General features: G+C 40.2%; 25 protein-coding genes and 1 riboswitch. Of the genes, 14 read left to right on the forward strand and 11 right to left on the reverse strand.

Translation table 11 applies throughout. The annotated features are described in order from the left end of the window. Window positions 1-66: 66 nt before the first annotated feature. Both QT711_RS06950 and QT711_RS06955 read left to right on the forward strand, forming a co-directional pair. Window positions 67-1,512, forward strand: coding sequence for a vWA domain-containing protein (locus tag QT711_RS06950; protein ID WP_317942904.1), 1,446 nt, complete (start codon window positions 67-69; stop codon window positions 1,510-1,512). Window positions 1,513-1,862: 350 nt separating this feature from the next. Continuing rightward, the gene (locus tag QT711_RS06955; RefSeq protein WP_317942906.1) at window positions 1,863-2,048 is read left to right on the forward strand and encodes a hypothetical protein; all 186 of its coding nucleotides are present in this window, start codon (window positions 1,863-1,865) and stop codon (window positions 2,046-2,048) included. A gap of 109 nt (window positions 2,049-2,157) precedes the next feature. Here the strand turns inward: QT711_RS06955 and QT711_RS06960 are convergent, their stop codons facing one another. From QT711_RS06960 to QT711_RS06970, 3 genes are all read right to left on the reverse strand, one after another. Next, window positions 2,158-2,880, reverse strand: coding sequence for a toast rack family protein (locus QT711_RS06960; RefSeq protein WP_317942908.1), 723 nt, complete (start codon window positions 2,878-2,880; stop codon window positions 2,158-2,160). Between the two features lie 155 nt (window positions 2,881-3,035). Beyond that, window positions 3,036-3,485 (reverse strand): ImmA/IrrE family metallo-endopeptidase, encoded by a 450-nt coding sequence (locus QT711_RS06965; protein WP_317942910.1) that lies wholly within the window; start codon window positions 3,483-3,485, stop codon window positions 3,036-3,038. Between the two features lie 12 nt (window positions 3,486-3,497). After that, on the reverse strand, window positions 3,498-3,830 hold the full coding sequence (locus QT711_RS06970) for a helix-turn-helix domain-containing protein (protein WP_317942912.1): 333 nt from the start codon (window positions 3,828-3,830) through the stop codon (window positions 3,498-3,500). 177 nt (window positions 3,831-4,007) lie between these two features. Here QT711_RS06970 and QT711_RS06975 point away from each other — a divergent pair, with 177 nt between their 5' ends. The 4 genes from QT711_RS06975 to QT711_RS06990 all read left to right on the forward strand — a co-directional run bounded on the left by QT711_RS06975 (window position 4,008) and on the right by QT711_RS06990 (window position 7,210). Further along, complete coding sequence (locus QT711_RS06975; RefSeq protein ID WP_317942914.1) at window positions 4,008-4,406, forward strand: DNA-binding response regulator; 399 nt, start codon at window positions 4,008-4,010, stop codon at window positions 4,404-4,406. A gap of 482 nt (window positions 4,407-4,888) precedes the next feature. Continuing rightward, on the forward strand, window positions 4,889-5,089 hold the full coding sequence (locus tag QT711_RS06980) for a BhlA/UviB family holin-like peptide (protein WP_317942916.1): 201 nt from the start codon (window positions 4,889-4,891) through the stop codon (window positions 5,087-5,089). Between the two features lie 144 nt (window positions 5,090-5,233). Then, window positions 5,234-6,037, forward strand: a complete 804-nt coding sequence (locus QT711_RS06985) for an N-acetylmuramoyl-L-alanine amidase (RefSeq protein WP_317942918.1) — start codon at window positions 5,234-5,236, stop codon at window positions 6,035-6,037. Between the two features lie 354 nt (window positions 6,038-6,391). Beyond that, window positions 6,392-7,210 (forward strand): DUF368 domain-containing protein, encoded by an 819-nt coding sequence (locus QT711_RS06990; RefSeq protein WP_317942919.1) that lies wholly within the window; start codon window positions 6,392-6,394, stop codon window positions 7,208-7,210. An 88-nt stretch (window positions 7,211-7,298) separates the two neighbouring features. Here the strand turns inward: QT711_RS06990 and QT711_RS06995 are convergent, their stop codons facing one another. Together QT711_RS06995 and QT711_RS07000 are read right to left on the reverse strand one after the other, a co-directional pair. After that, complete coding sequence (locus QT711_RS06995; RefSeq protein WP_317942920.1) at window positions 7,299-7,637, reverse strand: DUF5658 family protein; 339 nt, start codon at window positions 7,635-7,637, stop codon at window positions 7,299-7,301. 145 nt (window positions 7,638-7,782) lie between these two features. Further along, entirely contained in the window at window positions 7,783-9,267 is a 1,485-nt protein-coding gene (locus QT711_RS07000) for a catalase (protein ID WP_317942921.1), read from the reverse strand. A 405-nt stretch (window positions 9,268-9,672) separates the two neighbouring features. Here QT711_RS07000 and QT711_RS07005 point away from each other — a divergent pair, with 405 nt between their 5' ends. Together QT711_RS07005 and QT711_RS07010 are read left to right on the forward strand one after the other, a co-directional pair. Beyond that, entirely contained in the window at window positions 9,673-11,016 is a 1,344-nt protein-coding gene (locus tag QT711_RS07005) for a GHKL domain-containing protein (RefSeq protein WP_317942922.1), read from the forward strand. A 21-nt stretch (window positions 11,017-11,037) separates the two neighbouring features. Continuing rightward, window positions 11,038-11,781, forward strand: a complete 744-nt coding sequence (locus tag QT711_RS07010) for a LytR/AlgR family response regulator transcription factor (protein WP_317942924.1) — start codon at window positions 11,038-11,040, stop codon at window positions 11,779-11,781. Window positions 11,782-11,994: 213 nt separating this feature from the next. On the opposite strand, the gene QT711_RS07015 is transcribed toward QT711_RS07010, so the two are convergent. Continuing rightward, window positions 11,995-12,480 (reverse strand): DedA family protein, encoded by a 486-nt coding sequence (locus QT711_RS07015; protein ID WP_317942925.1) that lies wholly within the window; start codon window positions 12,478-12,480, stop codon window positions 11,995-11,997. Between the two features lie 18 nt (window positions 12,481-12,498). After that, window positions 12,499-13,305 (reverse strand): phosphatidylserine decarboxylase, encoded by an 807-nt coding sequence (locus tag QT711_RS07020; RefSeq protein WP_317942926.1) that lies wholly within the window; start codon window positions 13,303-13,305, stop codon window positions 12,499-12,501. A gap of 57 nt (window positions 13,306-13,362) precedes the next feature. Between QT711_RS07020 and pssA the strand changes: the two genes are divergently transcribed. Continuing rightward, entirely contained in the window at window positions 13,363-13,896 is a 534-nt protein-coding gene (pssA, locus tag QT711_RS07025; protein ID WP_317942927.1) for a CDP-diacylglycerol--serine O-phosphatidyltransferase, read from the forward strand. Window positions 13,897-14,031: 135 nt separating this feature from the next. Beyond that, the gene (gene recQ, locus QT711_RS07030; RefSeq protein WP_317942928.1) at window positions 14,032-15,828 is read left to right on the forward strand and encodes a DNA helicase RecQ; all 1,797 of its coding nucleotides are present in this window, start codon (window positions 14,032-14,034) and stop codon (window positions 15,826-15,828) included. Window positions 15,829-15,900: 72 nt separating this feature from the next. Here recQ and QT711_RS07035 read toward each other — a convergent pair whose 3' ends face one another. From QT711_RS07035 to QT711_RS07045, 3 genes are all read right to left on the reverse strand, one after another. Next, window positions 15,901-16,539 carry a queuosine precursor transporter gene (locus QT711_RS07035; protein ID WP_317942930.1) on the reverse strand — a complete coding sequence of 213 codons (639 nt, stop codon included), beginning with the start codon at window positions 16,537-16,539 and terminating at the stop codon, window positions 15,901-15,903. A gap of 13 nt (window positions 16,540-16,552) precedes the next feature. Beyond that, complete coding sequence (queF, locus tag QT711_RS07040) at window positions 16,553-17,050, reverse strand: preQ(1) synthase (RefSeq protein WP_317942932.1); 498 nt, start codon at window positions 17,048-17,050, stop codon at window positions 16,553-16,555. 91 nt (window positions 17,051-17,141) lie between these two features. Beyond that, window positions 17,142-17,185, reverse strand: a riboswitch (PreQ1 riboswitch). Window positions 17,186-17,226: 41 nt separating this feature from the next. After that, on the reverse strand, window positions 17,227-18,378 hold the full coding sequence (locus QT711_RS07045; RefSeq protein WP_317942934.1) for an MFS transporter: 1,152 nt from the start codon (window positions 18,376-18,378) through the stop codon (window positions 17,227-17,229). A 155-nt stretch (window positions 18,379-18,533) separates the two neighbouring features. Between QT711_RS07045 and QT711_RS07050 the strand changes: the two genes are divergently transcribed. From QT711_RS07050 to QT711_RS07065, 4 genes are all read left to right on the forward strand, one after another. Then, window positions 18,534-19,517 (forward strand): diaminopimelate dehydrogenase, encoded by a 984-nt coding sequence (locus tag QT711_RS07050; protein ID WP_317942935.1) that lies wholly within the window; start codon window positions 18,534-18,536, stop codon window positions 19,515-19,517. A gap of 75 nt (window positions 19,518-19,592) precedes the next feature. After that, the gene (locus tag QT711_RS07055) at window positions 19,593-20,681 is read left to right on the forward strand and encodes a M42 family metallopeptidase (protein ID WP_317942936.1); all 1,089 of its coding nucleotides are present in this window, start codon (window positions 19,593-19,595) and stop codon (window positions 20,679-20,681) included. Between the two features lie 249 nt (window positions 20,682-20,930). Continuing rightward, window positions 20,931-21,896 carry an ornithine carbamoyltransferase gene (gene argF, locus QT711_RS07060; RefSeq protein ID WP_317943020.1) on the forward strand — a complete coding sequence of 322 codons (966 nt, stop codon included), beginning with the start codon at window positions 20,931-20,933 and terminating at the stop codon, window positions 21,894-21,896. A gap of 109 nt (window positions 21,897-22,005) precedes the next feature. Further along, window positions 22,006-22,455 (forward strand): small multi-drug export protein, encoded by a 450-nt coding sequence (locus QT711_RS07065; protein ID WP_317942938.1) that lies wholly within the window; start codon window positions 22,006-22,008, stop codon window positions 22,453-22,455. Between the two features lie 754 nt (window positions 22,456-23,209). Here QT711_RS07065 and sspI read toward each other — a convergent pair. Continuing rightward, the gene (sspI, locus tag QT711_RS07070) at window positions 23,210-23,422 is read right to left on the reverse strand and encodes a small acid-soluble spore protein SspI (RefSeq protein WP_317942940.1); all 213 of its coding nucleotides are present in this window, start codon (window positions 23,420-23,422) and stop codon (window positions 23,210-23,212) included. Between the last annotated feature and the right edge of the window lie 8 nt (window positions 23,423-23,430).

Raw genomic sequence — 23,430 nt, forward strand, 5'->3', positions numbered from 1 at the left:
GTAGAAAGTGGAACTTAGCGAGTTGTAAACCGTATAAACGGTAAAGTCGGAAAGGTGGTAGCGATTATGAAAAACTATTTATTAGTAGCTCTATTAATTGTTTGTACCTTCCTCGCAGGCTGTTCTAAAGGAAATGAGAATGTGGACTCCGAGTTGCCAGTAGAACAGTCCCCTGAAAATGAAGTGAAACAAGATGAGGAAGAACAAAATAATCAAATGGAAGAGTCGTTAGATAAATCACTTCTCCAAAACATCTCTTCAGTAGAGAACGTTCAAACTGTAGAAGATTTAGCAGAATTGTCACCGGGCTCGTTGACAAGTGAGTTCACTGTAGAAGAAGAGACGTCAATGTGGGCAAAAACCGAAGTTCCTAGTGAGCTGCGTCCTGTGTTTTTATCCGAAATGAAAGAGGTTGTGAAGCACACAGAGGACCCTGCAATGATTGTAAAAGCTCTAAACTATTACCTTGGTGGTGCTCAATACAAAGAATTGGTCGACCCGCTTATAACCTATCATCCTTCATTTACTGAACCTTTGATGCCTGAACCTTATGAGATGAACGAAGAAGGCGAGCGAACGAAACACCCTGCAAAAGCGCTTATTCTCCTCGATGCCAGTTCCAGTATGTTGCTCTATGCGGATGGACGCTTGAAAATGGATACAGCGAAAAGTGCAGTAAAGAGCTTTGCGACGGCAATTGGACAAAAGAGTGAAGTATCCTTATATGCATATGGACATAAAGGGACGCAAAGTGCATCTGATATAACACTTTCTTGTGGGACGATTGAGGAAGTGTATCCTTTAGGAGAATTCAAAGAAAAAGAATTTAATAGCGTATTGGATAATGTAAAGGCAAGCGGTTGGACGCCGTTAGCAGAAGCGATTAAACAGGCCGGTATCGATCACAAAGACACGACAGAAGACCTAACAGTGTACATTGTTAGTGATGGAGCAGAAACTTGTGGGGGAGATCCGATTGCAGAGGCGAAGGCATTTGCACAAGGAAAGACCGGTCGACATGTCAATGTAATTGGTTTTCAAGTTGATAAAGATGCAGAAAGTCAGTTGAAAGCAGTAGCAGAAGCTGGGAATGGTACGTACATGGCTGCAAATTCCCTTGAAGAAATGACAGCAGGTATTTCGAAAATTTGGTTACCATCTGATTTGGATCTTGTCGGTCTCGTCTATGCAAAGCCGATTGGTTGGCCAAAAACAACGGCTCTCACAACGGTGTCGGGCTATGCTAATAAAGCGAAGAAGGCGATTAAAGTAGAAAACAATCGATTGATTGGGGCCGCAAAACTACTTAAAGATGAAGCGTTAGTAAGTGATAGCCAGCAAGAAGAACTTATCACTTTCATTAACGACCAAAAAGATGCTTACCAAAAACTAATTGACGATTTGGAAGAAGAGAAACGCAAGCTAGTTGAAGATGAAGTCGACAGGATTGTTAAAAAAATTGATGACTATCAAGCGAGAATGAAAGAATTGAAAAAACAAAATGCAAAGTAAGCTATTACGAAATTGGATAAAAATCAAAATTTAATATACTAAGTGTTTGCCCACGTTTTGAAGAAGTCTATTCGAAAAAGCGGTTGATGAAAATATCTGGTGAAGTTGCAACTAAATTTTTATCTATAGCGCCATATTCCTGATAAGCCATTGTAAGTTAACGATTATTTGCAATGGCTTATTTTTATGAGTGCGTAGATGGTTATGACTAATTAACGTAAGTAGATAACTAATTGCCTCCACGCTGTGCGCATACCCTCCGTATGTCCTCTTTTGTTGCGTATTGTATAGAGAGTGGGAAGTAAGGTTGCTTCTCTCTTTCAACTACTGTGCAGGGAGGAGGAGTGGACATGTTATTTTTTGAAGATGAAATTAAGAAAGTGAGTAAAAAAGTCGGTCCTTCTGGATGGAGTACGATGAGATTGCAAGATCCTCGTATTAACGGTCAGTTAAGGAAGGATCAAATTGCAAGAGAAACTGAAGCAAAAAATGTAGCGATGCGACGAAGTCGTTTGTTAAACGGGTATGACTGGTAAAACATAAGGCTGCACTGACCGACTGTTTAAATAGTAAAGGGGCATTCGCTTAAAACGTAGCGAAATGTCCCTTTTCAGTTTATAGCGAAAATCGTATATGGAATTTCACCTAATCAACTATTTTAAATGTAACATTTCCTACGCCCATATCAATGGACAAGTCGATTGTATGCTTAGCGGTTCCATATGCTTCGTTTACGTATACACCTTTCCCTTGTGGAATGAAATCATTCGTATTGAACCGACCGACCCCTTTTGAGACGACAAGTTTTATGCCTGTATCTTTCGGTAGATAAATCGTTGTGTCTCCAACGCCCAATCGTAAGTCAACAGGAAAACTGTGGTCCCAGTTTCCACTTAAGTCGATTGTCGATTCTCCAACCCCACTATCGATTGCAAGACTGCTCAGTTGGATGCCTTTTAAGTCCAAGTTTGCTGTAGAAACACCTAAGCTGACAGCTAATTTTACTGGAATCTCATTTGTGAGCTGCAGCGACCAATCGTTCTGGAACTTTTTATTGGAAAAACCAATATTCATTGAAGATTTTTGTTTTAGGTGTGCAGAACCGATTTTGTTTTTGTTTTTATACGTTAGCGATGGTTTCCACTTCTTATCGGTATAGTCGAAAGTCCCGTTTACCCAGTCTGAAGCGCCGCCGACCATTTTTAATGTACCGACGCCAAAGTGAATTGTCATATCCAATGATTTTGCATCGTCTCTTTGTATGATAGCTTCCTCGTTCACTGGAATGTTTAGCATTTTTTCGTATAAAAAAATACCGATGACGACTAAAAATCCCCCTATTAATCCAGCCCACAACACTTTTTTCATGCCCATTCTCCTTTGCTTTTCGGATGAACGCTAACCCTTTAACACTATCATAGCGTATAGGGGTGATATAGCCACTAGACGGACGTATGATTTGTTCTCGGTCGTAAGACGTAGTTGTCAGAAGAATGATACGTAAAGAGGGAAAACATTTACATTTACCGCTTCTTAACAACAGATAACGGTTCAAAGAAGATTTCATACGCTTTGTATTGAACCGAAACACCGAATCGAGCATGATAATGTTGAATGGATTCTAGTAAATAGTCTTCTGTTACTTCCAAATGACTACACACTTCTTCGATTGAAAGATAATTTAACTCATAGCAATCAATCAGTTTGTCGAGCGAGACAATTTTTTCGTACCCCCACCTTCTTGCAATCAGTTCAAGTTTCCAATTGGTGAGAGAAGATGCATCCGTAATGTCCCCATAAGTCGTTTCATAATGGCCGATCTCTTCCGCAAGAATACAATGTTTTTCATAGGATGAACGATGTTGGTCGATGAGAATCATATTATCCATATAAACTCCACCTAATCCTACCGGTAATGTTTTGACTTCTTTAATTGCTAAATGTGAATATTGCGCGAGAAGCAATTCATACATCATCGTACCGCCTCACTTTCGCTGCGATTTGAGAAATTGGATATACTTTTGAATCTCTTTCACTTCTTCTTCTGTAAGGTCTTCATCCATATGCATAGCTATAGTTTCAACTTTGTTAGCTTTCTCTTGTGTCAATCCAAGAATGCGATCAACAGAAACATTAAATGTTTCTGCAATTGCTTTCACCATACGGGTTTTTGGTTCAATAGATCCTGACTCCCATTTTGAGACCATCCCTTTCGTAATGGCAAGATGATGTTGACGATTGATACGTTCCGCAAATTCTTCTTGTGACAACTTATTTTCAAGACGGACTTTCTTAATTTCAGAACCTAAAGTTTCCATGCATTAACCTCCCTGATCTGTATGAATAAGTATACTGTATAGTTTCTTTTGTGACAACATTTTGCGTATTTGTTATTGAAAGTGAAACCGAACATATGTTATCTTTATTTAAAAGTTTCATATGTGAAACTATGGTTTTCATTGTTTCAAATGTGACTCAATTGAGGAGGCGTGGACATGAGGGCAGAAGAAATGGAGCAATTAGTGAGAGATTATCACTGGATGGTAAATAGTGTGGCGGTGATTAGAGAGTCGATGGAACATGTCGGTGGATTGACTTCTAAGTATGGGAATGACGCAGCAATGCCGAAAAAAAGCGGTGTCCAAAATGATCCTGTTTTCAAAGAGGTGACAAGGAGGGAACGCAGAATGAATAAGATCATTGAATATGAGAAAAAAATAATGATTTTGCAACGAAGACTCACCGCGATAACGGATGATCGAGAGTCTGAAATCCTTCATTGGTTATTGGAGGGGAAAAGTTTGCGTTGGATTGGTCGGCATATGAAAATTTCTGATCGGCATATTGGAAGATTAAAAGATTTAATCATTAGAAAAATGTGTGATGAAGAATAGGGGAAGACATGTATCGAGTGAAATCCCGCCATCATCATGTTTTGATTAGAAATTGATGTCGCAAATGTCGCGTAGGTCGAATAAATGACTTGAACATATTGGGTGCGTTACACTATGTTTAAGCAAAAAAGAACATGCGTTCTATATAAGGGATGATTCGAAATACTTTACGAATGATGTGATGAGAAGAATGTCTAGATCTTGAATTGTTCGGTGTACAAGCAAGATGAATAGAGCGGTTGTCTGCGTTTTGGACATCGCTCTTTTTGAATGAAAAAGTTTTTAGAAGGGACATTTGAAAATTCCATTCGGAAGTGATGAAGAGGTACAAGCATGAATGAAAATAAAGGAATACATTAAAAAGAAGAACGTGAAAAAAGGTGAGAGGAGCAAGAGAAAAGGATTGGATTTTATAGTGAAAAGAGTATGTGGTGAGGATGCACATGTCCAAAATTGGTGGCAATTAAGAAGGGAGAGAGAGAATGGATGCAAGAGAAGTCCTCGGTTACTTTTTGACACAAGGGCCATTTGCTGTACTGTTTGTTTGGTTATTCATGTACCAAGTAAAGAGCAGTGAAGCAAGGGAACAACGGTATCAGCAGTTATTGACGACGATGGCGGATAAATATGACGACATTATAAAAGAAATTCAAGAAGTGAAGGAGCGATTGCCGCCTAGGTAGATATCGCTCTTTTTATTATCCGAAAGGAGGTGATGCCTGAAGAATTAAGTACAGAAAGGAGGTGAAAAACTACTACTGAAAGAATACTTGATGTAAAGAAAGTCAAAACAAAAAACTAAAAAAACTAATAGGGAGGAAATGAAAATGGTTAAAATTTATATCGATCCGGGCCACGGTGGAACGGATCCTGGAGCAATTGGGAATGGATTAAAGGAGAAAGATGTAACGCTTGCTATTGCGACGAGGGTTAGAAATATTCTTGTCAACGAGTATTCTAATGCTACGGTGCGTATGAGTCGGACAGGGGATCAGACGGTCAGTCTATCCCAACGTACGAATGATGCAAATGCTTGGGGAGCAGCATTCTACTTGAGCATTCATATTAATGCGGGTGGAGGTAATGGGTACGAAGATTATATTCATAGCAACCTTTCGGATAGCTCAACGACAGCACAACTAAGAAATACGATTCATTCAGAAATCGTGAAATTGATTGATATGCCGAACCGTGGGAAAAAGAAAGCGGATTTCCATGTGCTACGAGAAACGCGTATGCATGCAATGCTAACGGAAAATGGATTTATTGACTATGCATCGAACGCTTCGTTAATGAAAACGTCTGCATGGTTGGATAAAGCTGCTAGAGGACATGTAAACGGATTAGAAAAAGCGCTTGGTTTACAAAAAACGAGTTCTCCACCACCTTCTGGATCCACTTTATACCGTGTCGTTGCGGGTTCATTCACATCACGAGCCAATGCAGATCAACGTGTAGCAGAATTACAAGCAAAAGGCTTTGATAGTTTCATTGACATTTATACGCAAGGGGGCGTCACTTACTATCGCGTTATTGCAGGTTCATTTGCGGATAAGTCAAATGCGGACAAGCAAGTAGCAGATTTGAAAGCTGCTGGATTTGACGCCTTCATCATTACTGTATCTTCATAAGGATGATTTAGTTAGTATGTACGAAGGTTTTCTAAACGTAATGAGAGGTCGCATGAAAATGCGGCTTCTCGAATTTTTTTGAACCTATGATATTGTTACTATCTTATTTTTTTCCTTCTACAATTATCAATAGACTACATAGATCTTTAGAGAAGAGAATACAAAATACATATGTGATGATTTCACGCTAACAGTCTATGAACCTAAATTGAAGAAAGGACGTCTTATAGTAAGAAGATGAAGTGTGTTTTCATTAATTGAAAAGTGATAATAGTGGAAGTGTACTTTATATGGCTTATGGTAATTGTGAAATGGTATACTACTATCATTGAATGATATTGGAGGAACAGATTTATGGAATGGAAAAATATTTATCGAGGGTTCTTAATGGGAATCAGCGACTTAATTCCAGGAGTGAGTGGCGGTACAATAGCATTCATCCTCGGTATATATGATCGATTACTTATTGCAATTAGCGGCTTTTTTAGTCGAGAGTGGAAAAAGCATATCGGTTTTCTACTTCCGCTTGGAATTGGAGTTGGGTTAACGTTAGTCCTTTTTAGCAAACTGATAAACTTCTTGTTGGAGAATTATGAACAACCGACACAATTTTTCTTTTTAGGACTGATTATCGGTGTGGTTCCGTTTATCTCCAAACAAGCTGGTGTGAAAAAGAATTTTACAATTGGTCATTATGTGTTGTTAATCGTCGTGGGTGTAGCATTGGCTAGTACGGTATTCATTAAACCGGCTGATGCAGTAATTATTACATCCCTATCGATGCAAAATGCATTAGGTCTATTTTTTGCTGGATGGGCAGGTAGTATGGCGATGTTATTACCAGGTGTGAGTGGCTCATTCATCTTATTGTTGCTTGGTGTATATGCTACTGCCATTAATGCTCTCTCTACATTAAACCTTCCAATTATTGTAGTTATTGGAGCAGGGGTCATTGTCGGTTTTATTGCCAGCAGTAAAATTATCCATTACTTATTGAATACGTACACGCATGCAATGTTTGCCATCATTATCGGTTTAATCTTAGGATCTGTATTCGTTATCTATCCAGGTATTCCTGATAGCGGTACACCATTTGTGATGAGTGTTGTTGCCCTGATTACAGGGTTAATAGTAGCAAATATGTTTAATGCAGCTGACCCGAGTGAAAAGTAAGCATTTATAAGTAGAACAAGCCCTCTTTGGTTTACTGTAACCGAAGAGGGCTTGTTGCATTTTTCAGCGATGTTTGGATGAACGACATTTATAAAAAAGCCATCACAATAATTATCCAGTAAATGTGCATGCTAACAATAACGACATAGATGATCAGTGCGAATAAAACGGTGTATTTTAAAATTGTTGATGTTTTTGCAAATTGGATTAATGTTAGAAGGATTGCCGGTAAAAGGATTTTCATTCCATAAAACAGTAGTATACTTTTGTCGTGCACAAAGCGCATAATCGGGTTCAACTCTTCTATATGGCCTTGGCGTATCCCGATATCGGTAAAAACCGCATCGATGATACAAAGACAAGCAAGTAGAAAACTTGTATGTACAATTCTATTTTTAGAAGAATGAATCATATCGACAGTTTCCATTCAATTTCACTCCAGACATAGTAGGGCTTATGTCAAATAGGATATGGAGTTTGCATGTGTTTTATTCAATCTAGATTTGTAAGGTCACAAAAAAGCCAATGGTCCCAAGCAAGGAGACCATTGGCTTTCATATTTGTTTCGTTGTTTACTTCGCTGTTTCAAGAACGTCGCTCATTGGAATGGCGAGTGCGTTCGCTACACCTTCTCCATATGCAGGGTCTGCTTTGTAGCAGTGAAGGATATGTCTGTACTTAATTTCGTTTGGTGCATCTCCTAAATTACGAGCTGTATTACCGAACAAGACGGCTTGTTGCTCAGGTGACATCAGTCTAAATAGTTTTCCAGGTTGTGTGAAGTAATCATCATCATCTTCTCTAAATTCCCAATGTGCAGCATCACCGTAAACTTTTAAAGGTGGTTCTTTGAAATCAGGTTGGTGGTTCCACTGTCCGAAGCTGTTTGGTTCATAAGAAGTTCGGCTTCCGTGATTTCCATCTACGCGCATTGCGCCGTCACGATGGAAGCTGTGGAATGGGCATTTAGGAGCGTTAACAGGAATTTGGTGATGATTCACGCCTAAGCGGTAGCGTTGTGCATCGCCATATGAAAATAATCGTGCTTGTAACATTTTGTCAGGTGAAAAACCGATACCTGGGACAATTGCTGCAGGTGTAAATGCAGCTTGTTCTACTTCTGCAAAATAATTGTCGGGATTTCGATTCAACTCGAATTCACCTACTTCAATGAGTGGGAATTCATCTTTGTACCATACTTTTGTCAAATCGAATGGGTTGTAAGGCATGTTTAGGGCTTGTTCTTCCGTCATCACTTGAATATACATTTTCCATTTCGGGAAGTTGCCATTATCGATGCTGTCCAATAAATCTCTTTGATGCGATTCTCGATCTGTACCAACTAATTCTGTCGCTTGTTCATCTGTCAAATTCTCAATGCCTTGCTCGGAACGGAAGTGGAATTTCACCCAAACGCGTTCATTATTTGCATTGATCATACTGTATGTGTGACTTCCGAAACCGTGCATATGTCGATATGTTTTTGGAATCCCGCGATCACTCATGACAATCGTAATTTGATGTAAGGCTTCAGGGAGGGAAGTCCAAAAATCCCAGTTGTTTGTTGCGCTTCTCATGTTTGTACGAGGATCACGTTTCACTGCGTGATTTAAATCAGGGAAGTGAAGCGGATCTCTAAAGAAGAAAACAGGTGTATTATTTCCAACAAGGTCCCAGTTTCCTTCTTCCGTATAAAATTTTAGTGCGAAACCACGAATATCACGTTCAGCATCGGCAGCCCCTCGTTCACCAGCTACAGTCGAAAACCGAGCAAACATCGGAGTCTGTTTCCCTACTTCAGAAAATAGTTTAGCCCTCGTGTACTGTGTAATATCATTCGTAACAGTAAAAGTCCCATAAGCTGCTGAACCTTTTGCATGCATTCGTCTTTCAGGAATAACTTCGCGATCGAAATGAGCGAGTTTTTCAATTAGCCAAACGTCTTGTAAAAGAATCGGTCCTCTTGGTCCAGCCGTCATGGAATTATGGTTATCACCAACAGGTGCACCCGCAGCAGTTGTTAATTTCGTTTGAGAATGATTATCATTGATAGTCATTGATAATTCCTCCTTGGAATAGTAGTGTGCTAACTTCAATTATCAATATACCATAGGCGTTCATGTAAAACCAGTATTATTTATAATAATTATTGTTAAGAAATTAATATCGATTAATAGCGATTATTAAAGAATCTTGTTATGACCAAATGAACACAAGAAAGGACATCATTGTCGAACGATATTGAAGTAACGTAAGAAAGTGTATAAATTATGTATATCAAATATACTTGATTTCTGAAAAATAGGAATGATTTATATGTTGTGCGTATGTGAAATTTTAGGAGGACAGAACATGACTGCTGTTATTGAAGTGACAGAAAAGAATTTTAAGAACGAAGTACTTGATTGCAATGTACCGGTATTGGTCGATCAGTTAATTAAGTAAAAAGGATAACTGCAAATGTGACAGTAGGAATAGGTGATAGCATGGGTGGGGCAATTGGAACAATCGTTTATTACACAATTTTGTACAGCATTCAAATATGCACAGGCCTCTTAGTAGGTTTAACGCTCGTTGGTGTCGATGTTCAATCGAGATTTAAACGATTGTTAGGGATTACATTGCTGACAGGCATCCTAATTTCGATAGTAAGCTTATCAATAGAAGTAGTCCTACCTTTAGTCTTTATTGGCATACTGCTTATACCAATTATCCAGTATTCATTAAAATTACCCCTATCACAAACAATTGTTGCTGTTTTGCTATCTTCACTATTTAATCTGTTAGTTGTATTTTTGCTTGAATATAACTTGCTGGAACTACTTCATATGATGAGTGGCGTTCAGATGGATTTAGGCTCGCAATTTTCTATGCACCTTTTAATTGCTTTAAACAATATCTTTATATCTATGTTAATGCTATCTAAAAAACCCATCGTTTTTCCTCAACAATTGTTTGAGAAACAACTATCCAAAGATGAGTCAGAAATTTCATTTAGTGGACAAATGTATTTTGTTGTTTTTATGTTGGGTTTACTGGTGGTCGGTTTGTTTTACACTGTGCTGGAATTGGAGTATACGCGTCCAGGTTATCGGCTGTTCATTACAATTTGGTCCATTGCTATAAGCTTAGCGAGTATCTATTTCTTAAGGCGTATTATTCTATATAAGAATGAAAGTATCCAAGTATTCTTGGATCGCCAATACCAAAAAGAGTTGTTGTCCTTTTTTCAAATTGTGAGATCTCAACGACATGATTTCAACATTCATTTAACTGCTCTTTACGGTCTTATACAAAAAGGCGAATATGAAGCATGTAAAGCGTATATTGAAGACATGACAAAGTCTGCAGCGAATATTAATGATTTGTTGCCATTGCGTCATCCAGCAGTCTCTGCAATGTTGAGCACCTTTAAAAGCCTTGCTCAAGAACAGCAAATCACAATTCACTACTTATTAATGGATGATTTACGAAATATGCCCTGTTCTGTCTATGAAATGAACAAAATGCTAGGGAACTTGATTCAAAATGCGCTTGATGAAGTCCGTCAATTAGACAGGGACAATCGACTCGTGACGGTGGAAATCTCATCAAATCGGAATAATATTATTATGCGCGTCACAAATCCTACATATCTTCACGAGGATAAAGTACATGATTTTTTTGCGGTCGGTTATTCAACGAAAGTGAATCATGAAGGGCTTGGTTTGCCGATGGTGAAAAAGATTGCTGAAAAATACGATGGGGTAATTTATCCCGAAATTCTTGATGGGATGATTACGTTTAATGTTCATATACCTGTATGAAATGATTAGGGAGGGATAATTATGAAAATACGCACATTACTAGTAGACGATGAACAGCATTGTATTGATTCATTATTGTCCCATTTACGCTCATACAGCTTTATTGAAATCGTTTCACAAGCGAACAGTGCTGAAGAGGCAATGCAACATTTTTCGCAAAAGCCGATAGATGTTGCTTTTTTAGATATTGAAATGGCAGGTATGGACGGTTTGGAACTAGCTAAGGAAATAGAGAGAAAATATCCGAAAACACTCATCATATTTGTCACTGGCCATGCAGGCTTTGCATTAGAAGGTTACGAGGCGCATCCAGTGGACTTTCTGACAAAACCAATCAATCCATTACGCTTGGAGAAAGCAATTGAGAAAGTTAAAGAAATGAAATTAGAAAGCAAAATTAGACGTGATGCAAAAATTGGATTGAGTGTTGCTGGTGGCATACAAATGATTTTAGTAAGTGACATTCTCTATATTGAGAAAAAGGGAAGGAAAATCTTTGTTTGTTGTGCGAATGGAGAAAAGTACAATACCCGTGAAACGATGAAGCGATTGGAAGAAATCTTGTCACCCCTTGGTTTTTATAGGTCCCATCAATCTTTTCTCGTTCCTCTCCATCGAATTACAGCTATCCATCCGGATGCTTTTTCGAGATCGCATTCCATTAATTTGCACGGCTCTGACTTAGTCGTGCCGTTGAGCAGGAACAATTATAGTGAACTCAAAGAGTTGATGATGAAAGAGGCTGCTGATCTTAGTATTAGTTAGCGTATAATTTTTTTCTAAGCAGTTGGAAGGACGGATAAAGTCCTTCCAACTGCTTTTTTTTATCGTATTTAAACAATACAAATCAGTGATCCCAATTAACTATGTATCTTGATGGAGTTGCTCGTAACAACGATTGTTATGACAGTATTCAACCGACAGATATCCGAAAATCGACAGACTGTAACTTTTCAGATTTGGAGAGACAACAACGTACTAGAATGGAAAGTGTACGAAGTATCCAATTGTTAAAAAAGTGATAGAGGATATAAAAGTTCCGATACTAGCGAAAACAAGGTATCTTCGAATGTCTACACCTGAACTTCCTGACATGTAACAAATAATATGTCGCATACCTGGCACAAAATAGCCGATTGTAATTGCCCATGAACCATACTTATTAAACCAACTGTCCACTTTTTGTATCCGTTTCGGTGAAAGGCTGATCCATTTTCCATATTTCATAAGTAACGGTTTTCCGACTTTGCGGCCAATCGTGTAAGTGAATAGGGTTCCTGTCAACACACCAAGAATTGTAATGACGAACGCGCTGAAATAATTCAGCGTACCGACTGCTGATAAATGTCCGATGAAAGCAACGACCAATTCATCGGGTAACGGTAGCCCAAAAATTCCGAGCGCTAAAAATATATATACGGCAAAATAACCGTAATGCATGACAAAGTCTTCAAACTGTAACATTCCTTATCCCTCATTTAGTTAAATTTCGTTGTTCTGTGATGGTTGAGGTTCTATCCATTCGCCAATAGGCTGCCCTACTTTTACTTCAGTCCCTGATGAAAGTAACGTCTTAAAGTGCGCATCGTCTTCAATGAAGAGAATGACTGTGGAACCGAAAGAAAAGTAGCCGAACTCATCGCCTTTTGTACAGTTTTTTGACGTGCTTGTCAGGTGGATGCTGTTGACATTCAGTGCACCAACTTTGATAATTGCAAGTTTGCTATGGGAAGTTTCCATTTCGGAAATCAACCGATAGTTCGTTGCAAAAGGTTGATTGCCAAGTCGTAATCCTAAATCGTTGACAGGAAAAGATGTTGTTCCTAATGCATATCGATTAACCAATTGTCCATTAAATGGGTAGTGAAAATGATGATAATGACTGGGTGATAAGTAAAAAATATAGAAAAAACCATCTTTGTACGTATTTGCGCCCTTTTCATCTCCCAAAATTTGTTTTATACTATATAGATGATCTTTAATGTAAAAAGACTGTTGTTCATTGATTTTGCCGGATGCTGTCAAATAGCCATCTACCGGTGAAGTCATCACATTTGCTCTTTGATCGATTGGGCGTACGCCGTGCTTTAAATTTCTCGTGAAAAAATCTTGAAGACTTTTATAATGCTCTAGCGGATATTCCGCTTCCTCTTCATTGATACGGTATGCGGAAGCAAAAGGCTTTAGTAGTCTCTTACTCATTGAAGAGCGGGTAACTGTTTTTAAAATCGATGAGGACACTGGGTGTCCTGTCAATTCGACGAATTGTTTAAAGAGTGTTTTTTTCATTACGGTAGTCTCCCATGCAAATAGTATGTAGTAGAAAAAATAGACGGAGGAATTCTCATGTTTTTATCCAGATACTTTGATTATACTAAAATAAAAGGGCAGTTGGCGAATGCAATTACATTGACGAACCTTAGCTTCGGAATCATCGCCATCCTCTTAATCTCACGCGACCTTAGCCATATGAGTCTTGTATTCATCTTTTTAGCAGCCCTATTTGACCGTTTTGACGGTATGGTTGCAAGACATTTCCAATCAGAATCGTTGTTTGGTAAGGAATTGGACTCGTTAAGTGATTTAATATCTTTCGGTGTCGCACCTGCTTTATTAATTTACACGACAAATTTGTCTAATATGTTATGGGTTGGGATTGTTGCTACAATCTTTTACATTCTTGCGGGGGCAGTTCGCCTTGCTCGATATAACGTAAGAGAATTTGATGGGACATTTTACGGTGTGCCCATTACTGCAGCTGGCGTCCTGTTAACATTATCTTACTTCTTAAGTCATTATGTCGGTCCTGCCTTTTTTGTAATCGTTATGATCATACTCGGAATTCTAATGGTAAGCAATATTAGGATTGCAAAAGTATAATAATATGTTGTTTTACTTTCTTTTGCGCTCAACGATCATCAGATTCGTTGAACGCATTTTTTCTATTTTCTTGGAGACGCTATCAAATGTCTGCTATTCTAGAAGAAGCGACTTATTTAGAATGGAGTAATGTGCATGATGAAGAATTTGGAGGTGACATCAATCGAACAATTACAATCCGTGCTCTCCACATACTTTGGATATTCATCGTTTCGAACTGGACAAGAGCAGGCGATTCAAAATGTCTTGCATGGACGAGATACGTTATGTGTGATGCCAACAGGTGGCGGAAAATCAATCTGTTACCAAGTACCAGCTATGGTCATGGAAGGTACGGTTCTAGTTGTGTCACCATTAATTTCTCTGATGAAGGACCAAGTGGATGCACTTCTACAGATAGGTGTACAAGCCGCGTACATAAACAGTTCATTAACGACTGAAGAATATTTTGGCATTATGGAAAACGCCTTAGCTGGCGCATATAAACTATTATACGTTGCTCCAGAACGGTTCGAGTCCCAATCGTTTATTCAACAAATCAACAAGATGGATATTCCGATGATTGCCATTGATGAAGCGCACTGTATTTCACAATGGGGGCATGATTTCAGACCGAGCTACCGAATGATGCATACGGTCATCAATTCGTTTGTGAAGAAACCAGTAGTCCTCGCTTTGACTGCAACTGCAACACCTGCAGTGCGGGATGATATCTGTCACCAATTGAACATCGATCCCGAATTTACTGTGATGACAGGTTTTGAAAGAAGTAATTTGACGTTTTCCGTCGTGAAGGGACAAGACCGGGACAAGTTTGTGAAGGCGTATGTGAAGAAAAATGAAGGCGAAGCAGGCATTATTTATGCGGCTACGCGCAAAGCGGTTGACCAAGTATATACGATGCTCGAGCGGACCGGAATTGCAGTTGCTAGGTATCATGCTGGTTTATCGGATACTGTTCGTCAATCTGAACAAGATCGTTTTCTTATGGATGAAGCGACTGTCATGGTAGCGACAAATGCATTTGGCATGGGCATCGATAAAAGTAATATACGTTATGTAATTCATTACCAGATGCCGAAAAATATGGAGAGCTATTATCAAGAAGCGGGTCGTGCGGGAAGAGATGGACTTGATAGTCACTGTACCTTATTATTCTCGTCGCAAGATGTCATTACGCAACGGTTCCTTATTGATCAATCACAAGATGTCAATCGGATACCTGGTGAGTTGGAAAAATTACAATCGATGATCGACTATTGTCATACCGAATCTTGTCTACAAAAATTCATCATCTCCTATTTTGGTGAAAGTGACTTACAAGATTGCAACCGTTGTGCAAATTGCACGGATACGCGGGAACGGGCTGATGTAACTGTTGACGTTCAAAAAGTGTTATCTTGCGTTATTCGGATGGGGCAACGTTTTGGAAAGACGATGATCGCCCAAGTGTTGACTGGTTCAAGAAATAAGAAAGTTGTCGAATTCGGATTTGATAAACTGACGACATATGGCATTATGAAAGGCCGCAACGCGAAGGAAGTGTCCGATTTTATTGAGTTTATTATCTCGGAAAATTTTTTAGGTGTTGAAAATGGTCAATTCCCGATTATTTATATGACGGAATTAGGCAAAGATGTGCTGACTGGGAAAACTAAAGTCTATCGGAAAGCGACAGTCGAAACAAAACAGATTACGCAAGACGACCCGTTATTTGACCAATTACGCGCACTTCGATTGAAAATTGCACAAGAAGCAAGTGTTCCGCCTTTCGTCGTCTTCTCTGATAAATCATTACGGGATATGGCTGCTAAAATGCCAATGACCGACGAAGCGTTTTTGGAAGTCAATGGTGTAGGTGATGCGAAGCTTGAGCGGTATGGAGAAGCGTTTATGGAAGAAATCAAAGCTTTTTCAAAGCAGATGGTGTAAGAATTTTAGACAAAAGGAAAACCGCGTGCGCGTCTCAAATGAGTCGCCGGTACGCGGTTTTTTACGTTCGAATTATTGTTGAGGTGAAACAATTGGTTGGACGTTTCGCTCTTTCTTTCTGCAGAGTGCAACCAATACATACACAATGGGTGTGTCGATAATTGCGATTGAAAACTTAAAGATGTATTGGCTCGCAATCATGCCAAGTAATATAGAGGTAGGCATTGTTCCTGCAAACGCGATTGTAATGAATAACGTCGTATCGACGAATTGACTCACCATCGTAGAGGCATTGTTACGTACCCATAATTGTTTTGAGCCGTGTTTTTGTTTCAGCTTATCAAAGATTGTTACATCTAAGTTTTGGCTCACGAGATAGGCAACTAAACTGGCAATTGTCACACGGAAACCTGCGTTAAAGATCGTTTCAAAAGCAGCTTGGTTTTCATAAAAAGGAGCAGCAGGCAAGTGGATGGCAATCCAAATGAATCCTATTGCCAAAAGTTGTGCAATAAACCCGGTTTGAACAGTTTTACGGGCAGCCTCTTTCCCATAAGCTTCAGTTAGTACATCCAAAATCGGATACGTACATACATAAATGACGGCTGCTGCAGGAATAACAATCCAACTGCCAACGCTGATCAATTTCACTGCTACAATGTTCGATAAAATTAATAAACCTACAAATATTCCACTTAAATAATAGCGCATCTTTCATTACTCCTCATCGATTATCGATTTTCTCTGGGTACAGATCATGGTTCATCAAGCGATGCTCCGCCATCTGTTCGTATTTCGTTCCCGGTTTACCATAATTGCAGTAAGGGTCGATTGAAAGACCACCCCGAGGCGTAAATTTCCCCCAAACTTCAATATAGCGAGGCGCCAATAAATGAATTAAATCATTCATGATGATGTTGACACAGTCTTCATGGAAATCCCCGTGATTCCGGAAACTGAACAAATACAGTTTCAAAGCTTTACTTTCGACCAATTTCTCATCTGGTATGTAACTGATGTACATCGTTGCAAAGTCGGGCTGTCCCGTCATCGGACAAAGGGAAGTGAATTCAGGGCAATTGAATTTCACGAAGTAATCACGCGTTGTATGCATGTTGTCAACGGCTTCTAAAATGGATGGATTGTATTCATAAGCATAGGTCGTTCGTTGGTTACCTAATAGTGTTAAGTCTTGTAGTGTGTTTTCATCTCTTCCAGTCAATACAAAAACCTCCCTGAAGTTATGTTGTCAGGGAGGGGCCATAGAAATGGAAAAATAAAAGCCATGTCAAATGGACATGGCGTAGTTTCCGGCATCCATAGTTTTTTATAGAGGGTCGCTATGAACCTCTCCCGAACAGGGTTATTCTTTTCGTCTATGACTTTAACTGGTTTTACCTATTCTGTCAATAGCAAACTTCGTTTCAAACCTAAAATTGTATAAAGTGCAATGAACAAAAGGATGATTCCTGTCACCATGAATCCACCAGTGAACGATAAATCCAAATAGCCAATCAAGCTCGATCCCGCTACGACACCGATGGAAAAAAAGGCATAAAAATAGCCGTATGCTTTTCCGCGGTATTCCGGAGCTGATGAGTCAATTAGCAATGAATTGATAGACGGGAATAGAAAAGCGAAGCCGATGCCATATAACCCCATCGCTAAAAACAGGTGAGTGAGCGCTGATACTTGGCTTAACAAAATCATGCAAATGCCCATTAGTGAAATCCCGAAAGCTAACGTAATCATAGGACGTACCCGATCAAATACACGATTAATCGGTAGAAGGAAAATTAGTATTGCGACAACCCCGAATGTACTGAGTAGCATTCCGGTTGTTTTTGTATCAAAGCCAAGCGCTTCCACTTTTAAAGGGAGGATGAATGCCAGCACACCTTGTGAAAACATGAGAAAAAATGCACCTGAAAATGCACGGACCATGCCGGGGTGTTTAAATAAGTATTTGACCCGGAATTGTGATGACATTTTTAAGCGATTTTTTCTGACATACGTATAGGAACGCAGAAGAAAGAAGGCTGCAAATGCTAAGATAAACATGATGAGGCCATTCATTCCCATTATAAAAGGGGTACTTGTTTTGGAAGCGACAATCCCACTATAGGCAGGACCGATGATCGCTGCCATTCCAACGAACGCACCGGAAATCGCGACACTACGGCCACGTTTTGATTCTTCTGTACGATTTGCAAGAAATGTGAAAGCGGCTGGAACAATAAGCCCTTCCATAAATCCGTGGATGAATCGGATACCAAGCAAAGAATACGGTCCCTCAACGACTGTATACAATAAAAGCGACGCTCCTGAGGCGAATAAGCCAATGAGTAAAATCATAAAAGGGCCACGGCGATCTGTCATGAAACCAGAAATGATATTTCCAATTGTATTTGAAAAAGAATACATACCGACAGCTAAACCGGTCAAAAAAGAAGAAGCGCCTAACGATAGAGCGAACGGACTCATAATAGGCAACTGTGAAAATAAATCAAAGAAAGAAAAAAAGACGATTACATAGACAAATGCGCGCATTTTAAATCCTCATTTCAAATAAAGTCCATCATAGTCTACTGTACCATTGATCGTTCAATAGACCAAAGGACAGATTGTGAACAAAAATAATCATAGCATTCTGAACAAGGTAACGATAAAATAATACAATACTTTACGAGAGAGGGATGATGGAAATGAGTTCAAAAATCAACATCGGTATTGTCGGTTATGGAAATTTAGGGAAAGGTGTAGAATCAGCAATCACTCAAAATGAAGATTTAACACTTCATGCTGTTTTTACAAGAAGGGATCCCTCTACACTAAAGGTGAATAGCGGTGTACCTGTCTATGCATTAGGCGATGTCGAAAAGTTCGTAAATGAGATCGACGTCATGATTTTATGTGGTGGGTCTAAAGATGATCTTCCGGAACAAGGTCCTGCACTTGCTAAACATTTTAATACGGTTGACAGCTTTGACACGCATGCAAAAATTCCGGACTACTTCGAAACAGTAGACGCTACGGCAAAACCGAATGGAAAAACTGCAATCATTTCTGTCGGATGGGATCCTGGCCTATTCTCCATTAACCGGCTTTATGGGGAAGCAATCCTTCCTGAAGGAGCGACGTATACATTCTGGGGCAAAGGGTTAAGCCAAGGTCACTCTGATGCAATCCGTAGAATCGCTGGTGTCAAAGGTGCAGTCCAATATACGATACCGGTTGAAGAGGCTGTTGACAAAGTGAGAAGTGGAAGCCAACCGACACTGACGACAAGGGAAAAGCATACACGTGAGTGCTATGTCGTACTGGAAGAAGGTGCAGATGCAACTGTTGTTGAACAAACAATTGTCTCTATGCCTGACTACTTCTCAGATTATGACACAACGGTCCATTTCATTAATGAACAGCAGTTGGCGGAAGAGCATAGCACTATGCCGCATGGTGGATTTGTCATTAGAAGTGGCAAAACAGGAACTTCCAGTAATCAAGTAATGGAATTCTCTTTGACGCTTGATAGCAATCCGGAATTCACATCGAGCGTCCTCGTCGCTTATGCACGCGCTGCTTTTCGTATGAATCAAAACGGAGAAACAGGCGCGAAAACCGTTTTTGATGTTGCGCCAGGTCTACTTTCATCTAAAAGTGCACATGATTTACGCAAAGAGTTATTATAACAATGAAAGCACTTTCAATGTAGCTAACATTCCATTATACTGAATAAGTAGTTTTTATTTGGGAGGTCGAAATAATTGGCGAAATTAGATGACACATTGCAAATGCTAAAAGAATTGACGGACGCGAAAGGAATTCCAGGGAACGAAAGGGAACCTCGCGAAGTCATGAAGAAATACATCGAGCCGTTCGCAGATGAAATCGACTATGATGGCCTTGGTTCATTGATTGCCAAAAAATCTGGTCAAGCAGATGGCCCGAAGATCATGGTTGCAGGTCACTTGGATGAAGTCGGCTTCATGGTAACGAAAATTGACGACAAAGGATTCATTTCCTTCCAACCGGTCGGTGGCTGGTGGAACCAAGTGATGCTTGCGCAACGCGTCGACATTGTTACACGCAAAGGGGATATCGTGACAGGCGTTATCGGTTCCAAGCCTCCACACATCTTGTCGCCGGAAGCACGCAAAAAGCCGGTTGACATTAAAGATATGTTCATCGATATCGGTGCAACTTCCAAAGAGGAAGCGATGCAATGGGGTATTCTTCCTGGTGATATGATTGTCCCGCACTTTGAGTTTACTGTGATGAACAACGAAAAATATTTGCTAGCGAAAGCTTGGGATAATCGTATCGGATGCGCGATTGCAATCGATGTCATGAAAGCGTTGAAAGATGAAAACCACCCGAATATTGTTTTCGGTGTAGGGGCGGTCCAAGAAGAAGTCGGTTTACGTGGAGCCAAAACAGCTGCTGCGAAAGTGCAACCGGATATTGGCTTTGCTGTTGATGTAGGAATTGCTGGCGATACGCCTGGTGTAACGTCCAAAGAAGCTGCAAGCAAAATGGGGGATGGCCCTCAAATCCTTCTTTATGACGCATCAATGGTTTCTCATAAAGGATTGCGCGATCTTGTCGTCGATACAGCGGAAGCGCACAACATTCCATACCAATTCGAAGCAATTCCTGGCGGCGGAACGGACGCGGGATCTATTCATGTAAGCGGAAACGGAGTCCCATCGATCGCAATTTGTATCGCCACTCGCTATATTCACTCGCATGCAGCAATGTTGCATAGAGATGACTATGAAAATGCCGTGAAATTGATTGTGGAAGTTATTAAAAAGCTTGACCGTGAAACGGTGAATAATATTATCTTTAACTGAACGCCATTTTTGAAATGAATGAAATCCGCATGGTGACAACTGTCAAAGTTGTTGCTATGCGGTTTTCTTGTTGTTTGAATTCAATTGAAAGTGTAGCGGTCGCATGGTTTTAGTTATCTTGAATGAGAAACGCCGTGTTGGGTTAGAAGTAATTGTTTTTAATAAAAATACATTTGACTTTATATTTATGCAATTGTATACTGATTTAAACAAACATAACCGTGGATGGAGATGATCAGTTTGGTTCAAATGCATAGCGCAATCACAACGATTGGTAAGACCATAGAAGATCAATTAAAAGGTAGAGATTTATTGACGCTGTTAGACTATACAAGCGAAGAGATTGACTATTTATTACAAAAAGCACTTATCATGAAACAAGAGATGGTGGCGGGGAAAATGCCTGCCGTATTACAAGGGAAGACGCTCGGTATGATTTTTGAAAAACATTCTACGCGAACTCGGATTTCATTTGAAGTAGGTATGAATCATCTAGGGGGGCATGCAATGTTCATGCATGCAAAAGACTTGCAAATCGGACGTGGTGAGCCGATTTCTGATACCGGAAAAGTCTTATCTGAATACGTTGATGGGGTTATGATTCGGGCAAACTCACATGAAATGGTGAAAGAGTTAGCAAAGCATGCAACAATTCCCATCATAAATGGCTTAACCGACATTTTTCATCCGTGCCAAGCACTTGCGGATTTGCTCACGATGATCGAAGTGAAAGGGACGATTCGAGGAAAGAAACTCGCTTATGTGGGAGATGGGAACAATGTAGCCCATTCACTCATCATTGGAGCGGCCAATATGGGGATGCATGTCGCTTTTGCTTCTCCAGAAGGCTATGCGTGTAATCAAAACCTATTCATGAAGGCACAAAAAATTGCCAATGCAAATGGTGGTTCACTCATTCAAACGAACAACGCGATCGAAGCTGTCGAAAATGCAGACGTTGTCTATACAGATGTCTGGACGAGTATGGGCCAGGAAGAAGAAACAGCTACTCGATTACAAGTGTTTAATGATTTTCAAGTGAATGATGAACTCGTCGCTCACGCAAAAAAAGACTATATGTTTTTGCACTGTCTGCCTGCGCATCGTGAAGAAGAAGTTGCTACGTCCGTGATTGATGGACCCAATTCCTATGTATTCCAACAAGCGGGTAATCGTCTACACGCTCAAAAAGCCGTACTCGCAACGCTGTTATAAAGTGCTAGTTTCGAATGAATGAGTAGCGGTAGTCGTGGAAACATGTGGAAAACAATCTGAATTTCCTGTAGTATATGAATTGAATTTACTCATATCGTGGGGGTACAGAATGTTTGAATACTTTTTAGTGTTTTTAGGAGCTGCCATACCTTGGTTCGAAATTGCACTCGTCATCCCATTAGGCATCATAAGGGGATTATCGCCAGTTTGGGTGATGATTCTCGCGTTTATCGGGAATATGCTTACAGTATTGTTGTTAATTATTGCCTTTCAGCGCGTCAAAGAGTGGATGGAGAGACGACGTGAAAAAACCGGCAAACCTGAATCCAAACGAACAGAACGCGGAAAACGGATTTGGAATAAATACGGCATGCCTGGCCTCGCCTTACTCGGTCCGATTCTCATCGGAACCCATATCGCTGCATTTATCGGGTTACTATTTGGTGCGACGAAAGTAAATACAACGGTCTGGATGACGATTAGTATCACACTATGGACGCTCGTTTTCGGGCTCGCCACAGCAGCCGGTTTTGATATTTTTGTGCGGAACTTTAATTGATCGTTCGAGAAAGTCCAGATTATGAAATGAAATGGAGAAGCGAGTAGGGGGGGATTCCTGTACTTGCTTTTTTTGTGGGCTTCTCTCAGAGGTTTATTGCTTTTCGATAAGAGGCGTGAGTGTTGTGATGCGAAGGCTGAGCGTTGTGATGCGAGGGCTGAGTGTTGTGATACGAGCCGTTTACGTTGTGATGCGCGAAGTTAATGTTGCGATACGGTTGGAGCATTGTGATGCGAGGGCTGAGCGTTGTGATACGAACTGTTTACGTTGTGATGCGCGGGGTTAATGTTGCGATACGGCCGGAGCATTGTGATGCGAGGGCTGAGCGTTGTGATACGAACGGTTTACGTTGTGATGCGCGGGGTTTATGTTGCGATGCGGTTGGAGCATTGTGATGCGAAGGCTGAGCGTTGTGATACGAGCCGGTTACGTTGCGATGCGGTTGGAGCATTGTGATGCGAGGGCTGAGTATTGTGATACGAGCCGTTTACGTTGTGATACACGCGGTTAATGTTGCGATGCGGTTGGAGCATTGTGATGCGAAGGCTGAGTGTTGTGATACGAGCCGTTAACGTTGTGATGCGCGAAGTTAATGTTGCGATACGAGCCGGTTAACGTTGCGATGCGCACAGGTTATATTACAATTGCGTAATCACCTCTAGATCCAGGCGGTTCATCTCCACCTAAAAAGCACGATAAGAAGTTGCTTCTCATCGTGCCGGTGATCCTATTGGAGCTTTCAATGATTGTCTACTTAACCAGCTGTAAATGCTTGAGCGAGTTCGCCGGTGATTTTTGCTTTTTCCTGCTCGTCCGCATTGACCCATAACTTTTCAAAGAACACGCCTAATCCTGGCAAAAGATGTTCTTCGCCACGGTTCAATGCATCTTCTACTACATTTCGAATATCGTCCGCGGAATTGTTTGTCATGTTTGCTGTAATCGCGTCACGAATTTGAAAGTTCATATTATCAA

Source organism: Sporosarcina saromensis (genome assembly GCF_033253735.1).
In the GTDB taxonomy this organism is placed as follows: Bacteria; Bacillota; Bacilli; order Bacillales_A; family Planococcaceae; genus Sporosarcina; species Sporosarcina saromensis.